Here is a 16,068-nt window from a genome sequence, read left to right on the forward strand (position 1 = left end):
AACGGTCCCACCCATTATTATTCGATAATTAAACTCCAACTCGAACCAGTCGTCACTAGCGACGACATTTTCATCTGAGTTGAAACCGTGAACTTTGACAGATTTCCAGTGGCGCATGATCTGACATGCCTAACCCCAGCAACTGCCAGATCAAGTCTGAACTTCTACATCTAAGTCAACACAACAACTGTTCAACCATCCGGCGATAGCCTCGATCGAGAATCAAGAAATAATCGGAGCCCACTATTAATTAGTGCCCACCTTCAGTTCGACTAGTACATCTGTTGCCCACTTTTGCTCAGAGTTTTGTATCCGGGCCCCCTCAACTACCCTAGCCATGTGCATGAGCTGCTCTTGAGCTGGCAGAGCAAAGTCAAACCACATGTCACTGTGCGAACCAAAGCGAACCTGCCAATAGGCGACACCTTGGTCGAACCGGACTTTCAGCGTCCTGCCGTCTTCAAACTCAAGCTCCAACCTACGGTGATGAGGGATTTCACGATTTGACGACTCCACAATTAGTTCAACTTGACGCCCAACCATTGCCGACAGCCAATTGCGTGAAAAGAACTCGAAATCGTCCTGGCTGGCCCAGTCATCAAAGGCCTTACGCCCTTGCATCCGACCTGATTTGAATAGGGTCTTGACCTGCACAACCGCGTCGGCAGAAATGCGGCTCTTCAGATTATTCAGAACCGCACCCAGGATCGTCACGACTGCGGGGTTCTGAATGTAACGATCTGAGTAGGTCAGCCTGTTGATCTTCGCAGTCGCAATCACATCAGCAACTTGCTGATCTCTAGCGCCAAGCAGCTCCCAGAAACGCTCACCAAACTGCAGCAGCGACCCATTGAGCTCATCGTGAATTGATATATCGACGATCCCTACCCCGCCAAAAGATCCACTCGCCCCCCTGGAGAAGTCCATCGCTTTCCAGTCAAGACCCGGCTGACTTCTTGAGAGAACGACTAGCTCATCGCTTTGATGCCAGCTGCAGCCTGGGACGGTTGCCACAAGGCTGCGCGAGGCCAGCGTAATAACCTCGCCCCCTATAAATGCTTGGGCAACGACATGCTCACCTGGCTTAGTAATGGCATTCCCGACATTAACTCCAAGGCTCGACAGCCGCTCGAGATCCTGCACGAGCTCCCCATCGTTGATATCCGCTGGCACGAGCAGATCAACAGTCAGCTCATCAGCCAGAACATAGGTCTGAATCGCCTTACGAAACTGTGGTGCAAGAAGATCCCACTCCGCCATATCACCAGAGGTCAGCAGAGTGACCCTCTCAGCCCCCTCATTGATCAGCCGGCGCAGAACGCTCTCAATGCTGCCAGGCGCATATTGGCCATCAGCAAAGGAGAGTTTGTTTTCGGTGGTCAACCCCACGTGATGAATAAAGTCCGAGCCTAGCCAGTCGAGCGCTGCCTGGCGATCCAGCTTGTCGTGATCATACCGCGTTTGAGAGTCCAGCAGGCACTCACTACAGCCAGTTTCACAATGCTTGCAGTGGAGCCTTTCCACCATCCCGCGCAGCAGTCGTTCGACATGCAACGGTGCGCTAGTAGCAAAGCCCGCACCACCGCTGATGACGTCGAAAAGCTGAAGGACGCGAATGGACTGCCCGCTGGGCAGCTTGCTTGGGCGGGTTGCATAGCCCAGTTCGGAAGCAGATACCCCCAATATCTCAGCCAGGGCGGCACGCAGAGCTACAGCGAGCGTCATGGCAATTACACTGCCCTGCGCCGAGTCTGAAATAAACTCACCGCGTACTGGATGATGCAAGATGAGCTCAAACACATCAGTGGTAGCCACAGCACCAAGGCTTACGCTTGGAAGAATGCTCCCGCTTCCCTGGCACGGGAGGCGCTTGTTGTTCTGGTCCTTATCCTCTTTGGTCGGGCGCGGCGGATAGTGGTCACCGGACGGTGACAGGTCTCGCGGAAACGTTCCATCCGGCTGCATGGACTCCGCTCGGCCACAACTCATGCACAAGGCAAAACCTGTTCCGTGCTCACCTGAGCTATGATGGAAGACCTTCCCATCGGCACCATAGGTCATCGCCCCGACTGCCGGATTTGGCAGCGGAGTCTTGCTGGCATTTACGAAAACCCAGGCAGTTTCAACTGGGATGAATTTCTGATGCTGGATGTCATTGGATGCCGACACATAGGCATCGGTGACAAAGCCGGTGGGCCGCAGGACCTTACGAAGGTTCTGGGGCTTAATCAGCGCCTGACAGTCGACATTGCTGCAAGTCAGCTCGTCGGCCTTCAACAGCGCCTCCTCATAATCCACCGTGCCGCAGACATCACAACGCCACGCGATATCCAATTTCTGAGCCTCTTTGCTGTCTGCATTGAGGTTATGCCAGTGAAGGGAAACACCGGCAGATCTGAACACCCGACCATCTAGAACAATTTCTGCGCCCGGAGCGTACTCACGAATGGCTATCGACAGGTTGCGTGAAGGAAGTCCCTTGTATCGGGATACATTGTCCTCACGGTCCTGCTTGAGAGCGCTGCCAGCATTACGCTCACGAACGTAATCCTCTATCGTGAAGTTATCGAAGTTAACCACATCGGTGGGGAAGCCGTAGCCGGGCAGGAAGGTACGCGCCGCAAGGTCCCGCAACAGGTACTCATTGCAATGGCGGGTCTTTTCTATTTGAAGGCGCTTCAGATAAGGGCTGTTGGCTTTCGCCTGCTTCTCCTCAGAAAGCAGGAAGCGATAGCTCTTCAACCATCGACTCTGCAATGGCTTGATTGCATCGACTGCACGACGACGCAGCTGAGCCGCGCCCACACCGGCCAGAGCCGTGCCCCTCACCAAGTCCTTCAGTGCACCATCCAGATCAGAGACAACCTGCACCAGTCGCTCAACAAACCGGTCGCACTGCGAAACACCGTGCTCATCATCGTAGAACCACTGGGTATTCAAACTGGTTTTCTCTGTCTGAGTAGGACCAACCACATTGCAGAGAAAGTCCGCCAACAGTAGTGAGTTAACGTGCCGTTGCACGAGTCGCTCGGAATTCAACGCCACTACTGGCGCGGGGATCTTAGTCTCAAACGGCCAACCCGGATTGGCGAAAACCTGTTGATCATGCGGGTTGTTTTTACAAAGGGTGTAGGCAAGCGCCCTGGACTCCTTGCTTCGCCCAGCACGACCAGCACGCTGCAGATAGTTTGCCGGGTGTGGCGGTACATTATTCATGACCACCGCAGAAATACCGCCAATATCCACCCCCATCTCCATGGTGGTGGAGCAATTCAAGACGTTGAGCTGCCCCTTTTTGAACATGTCCTCATAGGAGTCGAGGCGTTCGGACGACTGCTGGGCAGAGTGTTCTGCTGTGCGGTAATAGTATCCACCCTCCACCGCCCGATCATTGATATCTGTCCACAGGTTCCGCGATCGCAGATTGCTGACCAAAGGATCATTCGCCACCAGGTTTCTTATACGTGCCAGCCCAGGCGCATAATCGTCCTGCGTGCGATCAAACTCCCACAGATCTGGCAGCTCTACCTGCTCCGCTTGATAGCCTTTGCGCTGCTCATCAGTCAGCCGAGTGAAATCCAGATGTGTAGGCAGGTAAGGGGTAAGGCCTTTAAAGGTCGTATCCAACAGCTTGTTGGTTACCGGGCAGACATAGCAACGATCAACCAACGAGAGCAGCATGTGCTCTCTGGGCAGGAAGTATCTGTTCTCGTCCGCTTTGAGCGCCGCCCCCGGCTTGGTCAACTGAGCCCAGGCAGCCCGCAGCCAAGCATTGACCAGATCAACGTCAGCCGTGCTGGCCGGGCTCAGACCTGCGCCAAGCAACAACAGCTTGATCAGTCGTTGGGAATAGTTGCCGTTACGGATCTGAGGCCAACGTTTGACCCGGCTCTCATCAGCCTCTTTCGACTCCGGATGCCGAAGACTCTTGGCGGAAAATCGACTGCCAATCCAACTCAGCCAGCCCTCATCGACTTGGATATAGCTATTCTCACGTACATAAAAGTCTAACGCCACCTTCAGGAAATTACGCCAATCATCCAGCGTTAGGCCTTTCTGCTCCCAGTACATAGGGACTTCATGGACTTTATCCATGCCAACGTAATCGACCCTGACCAGTCCTTGGGTTTCCAGACTATTTTGTCGCTTTGGACGGCGCCTGAACTCACGGAATAGCAACATCTCCGCCAATTTGAAGGGGCCGTCATCTTCCCTAAAGATCTCGGGCTTCTGATACATGTTGTAGAGCAGCATAGAGCCTTTCAAATCAGCCTTCTGCTTAAGCTCTTTGACGAGCTCCGGCCAGGCTAGAGAAACCAGCTTTGGCCTAATTTTTGATCCAGTAGTTGCAGCTAGCATGGCCGAGAGTCGTGCGACTTTTTCCTCTGCGGCTCTGGCTTCCTCCTTGATGCCAATGCTGCAGTACAACTCCACGTCAGCTTTCGCCTTGGCAATAAGTTGATGTAACACCGACGGGTCGAGGCTGCTGGCATCAGTCGAAGAGGTGGTCTGGCTCCGCTGGTGCCAGCTCAGAATTTCCAAGACAAGTCCGCGCAACCTGCTGCGCTCGGCCTCCTGCTGCATACGAACAGCCATACGCGCCGTGCCCTGCCTGCTGTCCGTAAAGGTAATCAGCCGACGGCCTCTACCCGGCAGAGACTGGGGACCATAATCCGGCTTCTGATCTTCTTCCTGATAGTCCTGACAGTACTCAAGAACTGTCGGCACGGCATTGGCCACATAGAAGGGACCGCCAAGCATGGCGCGTCGGAATGGAGACGCCCCGTGCAGCCCGCTCAAGCCGCAACTGGCGCGACTGCACACAGCATCAAGATCCCTCACCCCAAGGCTTACGCGCTCACAAGAAGTCGCATCGAATGAACCAGCGAACTTATCAATCTCAACGGGGATATAGACGCTACCGGTATTTTCGAATGAACACAGCACCAACGGCGTCCTGATCGAAAACGGCCCGACAGAAGCATCATCCGAATCCTCTTCAACGGGTGTTTCAGCCTGGAGGGAAAACTCATCCCCCCCGGAGCTTTCCCACTGGATTAGCTTTCCGTTCTTATCCCGTGCGAGCAGATGTGGCTCATTGCAATCATTGCAAAACGCCAGCTCGAATACCGGGCTGCCACAGTTACAGGTTTGTCTTTGGTTGGCGTAGACATAGCCAAAGGGCCAGCTTTGCTGCAGAGCCGTTTGCGACTTTGCCGAGCAGTTTTTGTCAAAACATGCCCACAATCCGTGTGTAGTACGCTGAAAGAAGTGCGCTCGCAATTTCAAAAACGCAGGTTCGCTAGCCGTAGGACGAGTACCCGAACACACATCCAGCCAGCGCAGTATTTCTCCTTGCGATAGCGCCCCCCCCCCTTCCTGACGCATGTAGCTAACCATCTCAGTCAACTTCAATGGCTTAGGACTGGTAACCAGCAGGTTTCTCAGCGCGCGGGCTTGTGGAGAGTGCACCAGCGCTTCGTATCGATCGGGGTGAACTTCTGGATCGTTCTCGTTAAACGCCGACATGGATTCGAGCGTATCGAGCGCAACCGGCGTTTGTTTACACTGTGCCAGTGGAGGAATGACGCGGCTCCCGCCCCAAACATCAATCTGCGCAACTGGCACCCCCGACAGATCAGAAAGGAACTGCTTGAGCTGTCCTACAGCGTCCTCACCGGCAATCGTCGCCGAGGTCGCAACAAAGCGGACATCCTTGGGCGTAACGCCGAAGGCTGTCATCACCCTGCGCAACTGCAATGCCAATTCGGCAGCCTGCGACCCCACATAGGTGTGAGCCTCATCCAAGACGATCCAGCGCAGCGACTTCTGCTCTCTGGACATTCTTACGATGGGTGAATCAACCTGGCGCACCATCATGTATTCGAGCATGGTGCCGTTGGTGACCAGAATGGGGGCCGGCTGCAAGCGCATCAGCTCGCGCGACAGAATTTCGTTAGGCTTTTGGCTCTGCTCACTGCGCACCTTGGCCTGCAACTCCGGTGTATTGCCATTGTAAAGGCAATAACGGATGCCACTTCCAAAGCTCTGAGTCCAGGCATTCAAACGCTCGCGCTGGGAATTAATCAGGGCGTTAAGTGGATAGAGGAACAACGCCCGAACACCGACCAGCGGCTTGCGTCCTAAATCTTGGTACTCCCGATACAGATCCTCCAGCACTGGCACCATAAAGCATTCGGTCTTGCCCGAGCCGGTTCCACTGGTAACAACTACCGAATGTTTCTTATCCAGTAAGGAGCGCCAGCTAGCCAACTGGTGGGTAAATGGCTTCCAGCCAGCACCAAAGCGATAACGCCCATTTGACTTGCCGTCGAGCGAAGCAACAATTTCCCTACTCAGCAAGCGCTCATCACTCGCCAGCTGCTCCATCGTGAGCGAAGACTCTTCCCAGCCGAAGGTCTGTTCGAACAGCGGGGGCGCCAAGAATGCCCCATCTTTGCCGCAGTCCGCACGCATCAGACTACCGAGGTGCTCACGCAAGCCTGGATCGGTGATACTCAAGATGCTCAAGGTGGACTCAGTGGTGCGGGAAAGCGCCTGCTCGACCAGTCCAGAAAAATACTTATCCATTTAACAACTCGGCCTTATTCATTTCCATGACGCTGTTCAACAAGCAATACTGGTAGATTGAGTTGAACCATTTTGAATCGAAATCGCGGACTTGGCGCAGGAAGAAAATCGCCTCCACTCCGTCCGTAAATACATCGGTGAACTGGGCTTTGCCACAGGCGACTGCAGCAGCAAAAACCGGGAGATAGCGCACTGCATTGCGGTAATCCATATCCGGCTTAAAAGCGATTACCGAGTCGCTTTGGCTGCTGTACCAACGCTCTAGGCGCTTGCCCCCGAACTCCGGCCACTGGGCCTCGCTGCGCTCGCGAATCAACTCAAGGTACCAGCCATGCAGGACCGCTAGAGGCACCTTGATCTCCGGGCCAACAGGCTTGCCTGAAAGGAAGTGCTGCACACTCTGACCGTAGGATGGATAGGTATCCCCCAATCTCGAAAACATTCGTCCGATCAGGGTATCAGCAGCCTCTTCAGCAACTCCCTTCACCTTAAGGAATGCAGCAAAACGCTTGGCCGCAAGATGGATTTCTGCGATGGGAAGAAACTCCCAGAAAAGGGGGAACTCAGCCTCCAACCGGCCAAGAAATTTCGCCTCCATCTCAAACTTGAATAGAGCCATCGCAAATGCGTGGGTATGTCCCACCAGAGCCTTCCAGACCTCGAAGGTAGCCAACGGCAGATAGCCGTATCCTTCATACAAGGCCTGCAAAAACTGCCAGCCGCTATGCATGGGGTTTATCGCCATGGCATCCAGTACGGACGCGAAAGAACTGACAGGTGATGCATGATCGAAGGTAAGCACTGCCTTTTGCAGACTCTGGATATCTTCGCCAGACACCACAGGCTGCCAGTCTCCTGCGAAAAAGAGCGGACGGAAGGATACCGATGAGTCAGCTCTGGGCAGTACCAGCCAAGGACCGTCCCTCTCAACGGCTGCCGGCAACTCGAAGTAGCCAGTGGGTACACCATCAGATGTTCGGGAAGTAAGTTCGATGGGACTACGCATAGGGTCATGCAACAGCATCAATACCGGCTTAGGGATATCGCCAGAGTCATAGTGCAGATTGGCAGTACACAACATCCGACCATCGAGATCCAGCTGCATCTCCGCCGCATACCTACGGATGCGGTAACTGACGTCTTGACCGTTACCAAACACCCGTAACTCGGCGACCTGATCGATACCTGACTGAAGCGACAGCAGATCAAAAATCTGCTCACGGATACTGAACAGACTGATCTCTAGCGGCTTCTCAGCAGCCGTGTAGCACCAGCTGTAACAAGCATTCCTAGCCACGCTGCCCCTGAGGGTCAGCTCAATACCAAAGCGAGTGGGTGTATCGGATCGGCCAAACAAAAACAATCTGGCCCCAAGTAGGTCATCGACACTGAAAGTACGTTTCAGCTGCTTCCCGTTGCCGTCAAAAGCCAAGCAACCCGAACTGGGAAATGGCAAATCAATTTCCACCGGATCGGCCATCAAGCTCGGGAAAACGGAAAGCCGGACCCTGATCGGGGGGAAGCCCTTTGCCGAAAGCTTAAGCTCTGTATGATCTTCATGCTTTACCTGCTGTACCTGTAGGCTTGCGTCATCAACCTGAAGCAGACAGCGCTGTCGGGAGTACACCAGAATGCTGCCCATCCCCGGTGCCTCACCACTACGCAGCTCAACACGGAAATCCGTCGGCAAGATGCCTACCCTGCGGCGCAGCAAGGTATCGCCGGCGCGGTTGCGCACCGATACATACTGAGTACCGAGCATCTCCTGCAGCAAGCCGGTACCTGGCTGCTTGCCAGCAACATATAGGTCACTGCCTTGCTGTTGCAGCTCTCCAGCAGCGGTCGGCCACTGCACACGAGGCAGGCCGACAAAGGTCATAGCAGGCTTGGTCGACCATCCGGTCTGGGCACCAGTCAGCTCCAATCCAATCCCAATGCCGGCGACATGGCCCGTGCGTATCCGGTAACACTCTTCCCCCTCAACCAGGAGTTGCGCCTTACCCTGCACCTTGACCGTACAACGCGAGAGCGTCGGGGGCATATCGCTGTAAATGACCTCTCCGCAATAGTCAGGTATGCTCAAACTGCCACCGTCAGGCAACACCAGCAGCAACTCTTCACCGGCCATATTGAATGAGGCCTGTCCGCACAGCTGCCAGCAGCGGTCGTTCATTGGCTCAAAGCCTAACGGAACCTCACCCAGCGCCACCGCACTACCTTCTATCTGCAGGGTAGCAATCTGCATACCGCCAGCCATAGCCACCAGGCTCAGAGGAATAGTGCAATCCCGCCGCTTGCCAATCACCTCTCGCAGGCGCAAGCGAATGCGCGCAACACCATTTTCCACCAGCGCATAGCCGGGACCAAGGTCAGCAATCACCAACCCATCTTCGGCAATAACCAGCTCAAAACGAGTGGTGGATGGTTGTGCCGTAAGACGAATCACAACTTCCTCAGGCGTTGAGATCTGAACCTTGAACACATCCGGCTGCGCCTCATGCCAAAGGTGTCGACAGGACCATCCCCTAGTATCCCGGTGTCGCCTTTTGCCCTCGACAGTCGCAGTCTTTAACAAACCATTTAGGAGTTCGCTGCCAGTCTCGTTATCCAGAGGTAGAGGAAACAATTCTCGCCACTTGGGATTCAGGGCATCTAGGTGGACAACAGGCTCATCCGCCTGCGCCAACCTATAATTTCTGACCAAAGCGACAAGCTCATCAAGCATGCGCGCGATCAGTTCGACCGACGTACGTGAGGCAAACACCTGAGGAAGGTTTGCCTTTTCCAGCTGTTGCTCCACCTGCTGGAGGGTGTTAAATCCCAACAGGTGCCACTGGTCATTCTGCCTTAGCAAACGATCAAACAGAGACTGGAAGCGGCTACCTCCCTCACGCAATACCTGAAAGGGCAAGCCCCCCTCGCCAAACAGCGACCCCAGAAAATCCCGATGACCTGCTTCGTAGAAATGAAGGGGACGTTTCCAATACCCCTCCAGCCCTTTAGGGATGGCCTTACTCAGTCCTCCCGGCGACAGGTTAAATCCCAAAGTTTTCCAGATTGGGTCCCAAGTCCAGGCATATTCGCTGCGGTACTCACGTCGATACCACTCCGAGCCATAAAGCACCAAACAAGCACAGGCAGCCTTATCCTGTAATATCGCATCGCCCCCCCCTAGTTGGCGGAGCAAATCCCGCAGAGCAACATATTCCTCATAGCTACAGTGATAGGCGTAGAGCCCGCGTTGATCTGGTGCTTGTAGACCACGACGCAACAAAAAGGCTTGAAGCCAGAAAGAGCACTTGAAGACAGATGATGCCATGGGCGATGACTCTGCATGAATTAGGCCTAATCGAGATTAATAGAGGCTACTACAGAACTCCATATGAGTATGTGATCCTTGTACCGAAGGAATAATGTGAGTGGCAACGCTCAAATTGCTGAAAACAGAAGCTATGAGCCACACTGAAGAGCCAGGTAGCATAAAGGGGCGCCGGATTTACCGTACCCCCCCCCCCCCTTATGCACAGACTGATGTAATCAGCTAATGAATTTATTCATCTTGTTTTTTTGTCGTAATTGCGTCGTCAAAGCTGTTCGGAGACCCCGAAAGCCACACAAATCACAGACCAAGTCTCCCGCTTGTCCATGGGCATCACCACCACCGATAGCAAACGCATTAGGAACAACCTGATGCCATAGCTCTTTATTGAGCTGGATAGATTTACATTTTGGACATGAGCGCATATTGCACGCCCCTTATTGATGATTTTAATACAAAAGGTTACTGCTTCGGTTGGTACTGCTCAAAATATTGGCCAGCCAGTGCCTGTGCCTCTGCCAATGCCGCTGGCAGCAAACGCTTTGCGTAGGTGTCACGTTTTTTTACTGCCTCGGCCAGTCCATTGGCCGCTGCCACAGAACTCCAGACGTAAGCCAACTTGTCATCCTGCGCCACCCCATGACCTAGGCTGTACATCAGACTGAGATAGAATTGCGCCTTGGCATGACCCTGTTCGGCGGCCTTGCGCATCCAGGCCACCGCCTGTTTATGGTCTTGGCCATCCGCGTACGTCGCACCGAGTCTGAATTGCGCATCGGCAAAGCCTTGCTCGGCGGCCTTGCGCATCCAGGCCACCGCCTGTTTATGGTCCTGCGCTACCCCACGACCATTACCGTACATCACGCTGAGGTTGATTTGCGCCATGGCATTTCCTTGCTCGGCAGCCTTGCGGTACCAGGCCACCGCCTGTTTATGGTCCTGCGCTACCCCTTCGCCATATTCGTACTTCAAGCCAAGCATGAGCTGCGCATCGGCATCGCCTTGCTCGGCCGCCTTGCGGTACCAGGCCACTGCCTGTTTCTCGTCCGTCGCCACCCCTTCGCCATCATCGTACTTCAAGCCGAGTCTTAATTGCGCATCGGCAAGGCCTTGCTCGGCCGCCTTGCTGTACCAGGCCACTGCCTGTTTATCGTCCTGCGCCACCCCTTCGCCCTTGTCGTATTTCCAGCCGAGGTAGAATTGCACATTGGCATCACCCTGCTCTGCCACCTTCAGCACTTCGGCAATGGGAACATCTTTCAACTCTTGCGCCTGAAGTGGTTCCCAAAAACAAGCCCCGATCATCAGCAGTTCCAACATCCCTTTTTTCATTACTGTGATATCTCCCTATGGATACTGCCTTGTATGGTACCGAAGGCGACCCCAGCGGGGTGCCTCGGGGATCTCAAAACAGAGCTGAAGCGATCCGAAACCCGCCCTAATCTATAATCGCCTAATCGCTTATATGTTTAATGGCCGACTTCACTAGGTAAAACGAGCCCCCTGTCGAAAATCAACCGCCTGCGCCGCGTTTTGCGACCCCTACCAGGGCGTTTCCATGCTGAAAGTTTGCGACGTATTGAGGGGCATTTGAGGGCCGGAGCTTGCGAGGTCAGCTTTCGGGCGATTTTCGCCCTCTGGCCACTATTTCAGGCAGGGGTGAGCAATCCAGACCCCAGCGAATATACAGATCCACCAACCCCAGAAACGACACAGAACTCGGTTGTGCGTCAAGCACAGACCAGCCCGTGAAATCTCTGCCCGCTGGCTAGCCGCTTTATGGCATGAGGCAGTGGCACTGATGACTGGGTTGCTTCAACTATGAGGGTTAACTAAAAGTGACACCCTTTCCGGCTGAACGGAGGGATAAAACTGCTATTGGTGAGTGGCCTGGCGCTGGCCATAGATGAGGGCGCAAAAGGGGTATCCAGAAAAATGTCCCACAAGTGCCCCACAGAACTGTGGGGACCGGAAAAGCACAAGGGCCTAGCCGAAGCTAAGCCCTTGTTGAATTTGGTCGGTATGAGAGGATTCGAACCTCCGACTCCTTCGTCCCGAACGAGATTGTAACGCTGGCTCTTAAACTTTCATTCACTCTTGCACATTCAGTCATCCTTTAAAACCTTGCCGTCTTCGTCCCAGTTGGGTGGATTCACAAACGTGACTATCGATTTCACCTGCATGCTCCCGTGGTTAACACCCAAATTATCTCGCTGCCCCCCATCGCCGTACTTCTTTGGAGCCAGCTTTGAGGCCAGCCATTTACGAGCATCGATCTGCAGGCGGGCTCGAGCAATCACATCATGGTTAACTTTTACGTTCCCGTTGGCGTCGAGGAAGGTGTCATTGCTGCCGTCATCGGCAATCTGGAGGATCTCGTCGGCCAGTTTGTCGGCCAAATCCTCGCGCGCGCGCGCGTACTGGTCCCTAAATGCCATGTAGCGTTCATCAGCCAACCAACGCATCACCATGGATTTGGACGGCATACCCGGACGAGCCAACACTGCTCGTAGACTGACCCCATCAGCGATGGCGCTGCATATGGCCTCCCCCAACTCGTTCGTGTATGCACTCCGACGACCTCTAGTTACCGATTTGGTATTCGACGTATTGGTTTCCACAGTGGAAACCTGAGGAGCGAAAACTGGGATCATAACCTGAGTTATGGCGTTCACATGACCAGCGCCACTTATAGGGGCCGTACGCATACCTGAAGATGAGGTCGCGTTACCTGGTTTTGTGACTCTTGACCATTCGTGCGTCTTGGCCCGCTTGTTAATGGCGGTATGTGAAACACCGTACTCTATCGCTATTTGGCGCACACTCTGACGGCCAGCACAGTATGCAAGTTCGATGCGGTGCCAGTCGGGGGAAACTGTTGTAGGCATAGGGGAAATGGTCATAGGCGACCAGTATTTACGAGGAGGGGAGACTGGTTCCAGCCCTACAGGGGGGAGGACGATATAGTTGCACAGATGTGCGACTATCAATCCATCTTCCCCCAGACAGCTTCTCGCGCTTTTCTACCCCTTGAGCTTGTGTACTGTCGCTATAGTGCTGTGGTGGAACACAATCGGTGGCATTGCAAGCAGAGCTGCAACCCAGCCACGAATCGCCGCATGCAGGTTGTAATTGTGCGTTAAGCTGCCACCCCCTTCAGATAGCCGCTATCCAACAATTTCTTGACCAGCCACTGCTGCCCTGTGCCGGTGAGCAAGGGTGAAAACCCTAATCGCATCTCCCCATAAACCATATAAGGCCTCTCCACCACAGTGAAATAGCCTCGTTCCAGATACTCCTGATAGGGCAAGTTATGCCGGTTGCCGCCCTTAATCAGGATCCCCAGCTCATGCAACAGCGAGAAGATCCGCTTCGGTCCGATGCCTACCGTCTTGGCAAAGTTGCCGAGATGAATCCCCTTGTCTACCCCAGCAACCATGTCGGCGAACTCCACCTTGGGGACATTTTCAGCCAACTTCTGCTCAAGTACCATATTCTGCTCGGCCAGCTCAGCGGCTAACCGCAACGCATCGGGCAGGTTCTGCGGGACCTTGGGGCTCCACTGCTCCAACTGCTGCCAACGGCGAATGATCCGCATCCGCAGGTCAGCGTTGTAGCCCGCAACTAGGCAAAGGGACTCCTCTTTATCCAACATCAGACATGGCTGGATACGCCCCATCTTGTCTTTATAATCTCCCGACTTTTCGGGAGATTGTATTTCAGCCAGCATTTTGCGGATATCGACCAGCACATGGTCATGCCGCTTACCCGTCAGTTCAGCGATTTCCACACTGTTCATCAGCGGGCTTGTGCCCATTTTCATCAACGAATTCATTGGGCATCCTCCCAAACTTCACTGCTCCACTTTCTCGACTGTCTTGTCCGGTACCGATGACTACTTCCAATTTTCTCTGGATAGAAAATGGATTGAACACGTTTGGATCTGCATTCTTCATAGCCTCGTATTACCTGTATTGATCCCGGCACACTCATCATCGCAAGAGATTGTTTCCGTCGCAGCACCTACAGGGGTAATTGCTCTTTAAGGTCTGCTAAGGAGCCCTTGATTTGATGCGCGAGCAGCCAAAATCACGAGCACCATTCGGCCGAAATCCCTTCCCCCTTGCCTTGGCGAGGTAACTGACGCGGTAGACGGATTCAGCCAACAACTCAGGTTGATTAATGAGGAGGTATGGCTTCGTGGGTATTGAGGTGGTTCCCCCCTTTCGTCCCCAGATCTCATCAAGCGTCTTAAGCAACTTGCCAGTGTGCCTTATCTTGTCACCATCCAGCATCAAGACTAGGTGGTAATGCTGGCGCGGGACATGCTCTTGCTCCCTCACCCACAGGAACCCCATATGCTCCGTTTGGTAACGGCGCAGGACATGCTTGCGTGCTGCCTCAATGAACGCACTGACATGCTCGCTGGTCGGTGCTGGCTGGGGATGGTGAAGATCAAGCCGGATAAACAGCACCCGCCGGTAGATGCTGACCATGGTGGTGAGTTGCTCGATTGCTCGCCGCAAGATCAGGGTATAGCAGCCTGACTTGGCCGAGTTGATCGGGTAGTGATTTCCGGCAAATGAGTATGCATTCCGATGAGTCACATAGTCATAGCGCTCGCCTTGTTTGCGCTTGGGGCTACCGGTCAGCTTGGCTACGACTGCAGACGGCAGCATATCGCCATCAGACATGTGCCGCCCACCAAGAAAGATACCATTCGTGCACTACTGCTTCTTCGTGGAAATAGACCTTAATAACCCCCTTATAGATATTATAAATAACCGCTGTTTTTTTATGATTAACACTCACCGTCAACCCGCGCCATTGCTGGAAACCTGCCTTTCTTTGTGGCGGGATTACCATGGCGGGATTAGCACAAATCGTGCTAATTGCGAGAGCGAATTCGATAGAGGCCACCATGCAGTGGTTAGCTATGGTGGATTGGTCAACGTCGGACGGGGACAACGGGGTACAGGTGAGCAGGTGTGAGGTGTAAGGTGTGCAGGTAGGTGGAACCAGTCCATCATCGGCTGACCCCACCACAGCGACAGATTTACGCCTCCGCATCGGGCGAGCTCAAAGGCACATCACGTGCCAACTCTGTACAGGGCACTAACAACCCGGTCAGCTGTCCCTTGCGCTCAATGAAGGACATATCAGCATCCAAGAGGATGACATTGCTACGCTCCAGAAAAGCGAGTTGATCCAGCTGATACGCCGTCAGGTGGCGGCGCAGTTCCCCCTCCAGTCCCTGCTCGGTAAGCCATTGCTTGCTCTCCATCCCCAACACCAAACGGTTAATCATGTTTGACTCGTTGATGTAGTGATGTTCAGCGGTTTCCTTGCCCAGCCGGGTACGATGCTGCAGCAAGGCGTGACACATCAAGATGTGATGGTCTTTGGTGGCCTTGCGTTGGGCTTGCCAGTTGTTCAGAGACCAGGTGTGGGGTGGTGGGTACAGGCAGCGCTGGCTGTCGTTAGCCTCGCTGCACTGTTGCATGTATTGGCAGGGGTGCATACTAGTTGGCCCCGCCATCCAACCGCTGAGATACCCACTGCTGGATCTCCTCAGAATCCCAGCCAATGGCACGGGTGCCGATCTTGCGAGCCTGGGGGAACTCGCCACGCTTCATCAGCTCGTAAATCCAGGCGCGACCGAAACCAGTAGCGGTTTTGACCTGCGGAAGCCGCATGATGCGGCGTTCGGGGGTGTGGGAATGAGTAGACATTGCTAAATCTCCTTGGTGCCCGATAGGGCTGAGTGGACTTAGCTTTTTCATTATATGTAGAGAAAAATCACTTACAAAGTGAAGCTAGTTTCTCTACATTCTTTATCTAACTACCGACGTAATCCGAACTGAATGTGTGGTAGCGCATCCAGCACACGGGTACTCACACTTCTCTAATACCAACAGGTAACAACCCTCCCAGACCAGCCCGATTTTGGGGGGGCTCAGTTGATATCGCAGGAGGACATGAGCCGTGGCGTTCACACCTGGCTTGTCATTGAGCAGGCAAGGGCAAAGTCCGACAACACCGACGAACAACTGGCCAGCCGATGAATGGGTACAGTCGGTCTGCCAATCGTGCGCAGAGCGCCCTGGCTATGCAGTCAGAGCGTCTCGGAGGTATTGATCATCTGAGATAGGGGAAGT

General features: G+C 54.1%; 8 protein-coding genes. All 8 read right to left on the minus strand.

Translation table 11 applies throughout. From position 1 onward, the window contains the following. Positions 1-246 precede the first annotated feature (246 nt). Positions 247-6,591 (minus strand): DEAD/DEAH box helicase, encoded by a 6,345-nt coding sequence (locus I6L39_RS18905; RefSeq protein ID WP_216990509.1) that lies wholly within the window; start codon positions 6,589-6,591, stop codon positions 247-249. After that, complete coding sequence (locus tag I6L39_RS18910) at positions 6,584-9,910, minus strand: STY4851/ECs_5259 family protein (RefSeq protein ID WP_216990510.1); 3,327 nt, start codon at positions 9,908-9,910, stop codon at positions 6,584-6,586. Before I6L39_RS18910 ends, I6L39_RS18905 begins: the two co-directional genes overlap by 8 nt. 462 nt (positions 9,911-10,372) lie before the next feature. Next, positions 10,373-11,230: a tetratricopeptide repeat protein gene (locus I6L39_RS18915; protein WP_254203694.1), complete on the minus strand. Its 858-nt coding sequence runs from the start codon at positions 11,228-11,230 to the stop codon at positions 10,373-10,375. Positions 11,231-12,015: 785 nt separating this feature from the next. Then, positions 12,016-12,813 carry a hypothetical protein gene (locus I6L39_RS20395; protein WP_339361505.1) on the minus strand — a complete coding sequence of 266 codons (798 nt, stop codon included), beginning with the start codon at positions 12,811-12,813 and terminating at the stop codon, positions 12,016-12,018. Positions 12,814-13,049: 236 nt separating this feature from the next. Further along, positions 13,050-13,745: a phage regulatory protein/antirepressor Ant gene (locus I6L39_RS18925; RefSeq protein WP_042078557.1), complete on the minus strand. Its 696-nt coding sequence runs from the start codon at positions 13,743-13,745 to the stop codon at positions 13,050-13,052. A gap of 217 nt (positions 13,746-13,962) precedes the next feature. Next, entirely contained in the window at positions 13,963-14,604 is a 642-nt protein-coding gene (locus tag I6L39_RS18930) for an inovirus-type Gp2 protein (protein WP_042078558.1), read from the minus strand. Between the two features lie 362 nt (positions 14,605-14,966). After that, positions 14,967-15,413, minus strand: coding sequence for a hypothetical protein (locus I6L39_RS18935; RefSeq protein ID WP_157005461.1), 447 nt, complete (start codon positions 15,411-15,413; stop codon positions 14,967-14,969). A 19-nt stretch (positions 15,414-15,432) separates the two neighbouring features. Continuing rightward, complete coding sequence (locus tag I6L39_RS18940; RefSeq protein ID WP_042078559.1) at positions 15,433-15,642, minus strand: AlpA family transcriptional regulator; 210 nt, start codon at positions 15,640-15,642, stop codon at positions 15,433-15,435. Between the last annotated feature and the right edge of the window lie 426 nt (positions 15,643-16,068).

This window comes from Aeromonas sp. FDAARGOS 1409, assembly GCF_019048705.1.
GTDB classification, from domain to species: Bacteria; Pseudomonadota; Gammaproteobacteria; order Enterobacterales; family Aeromonadaceae; genus Aeromonas; species Aeromonas sanarellii.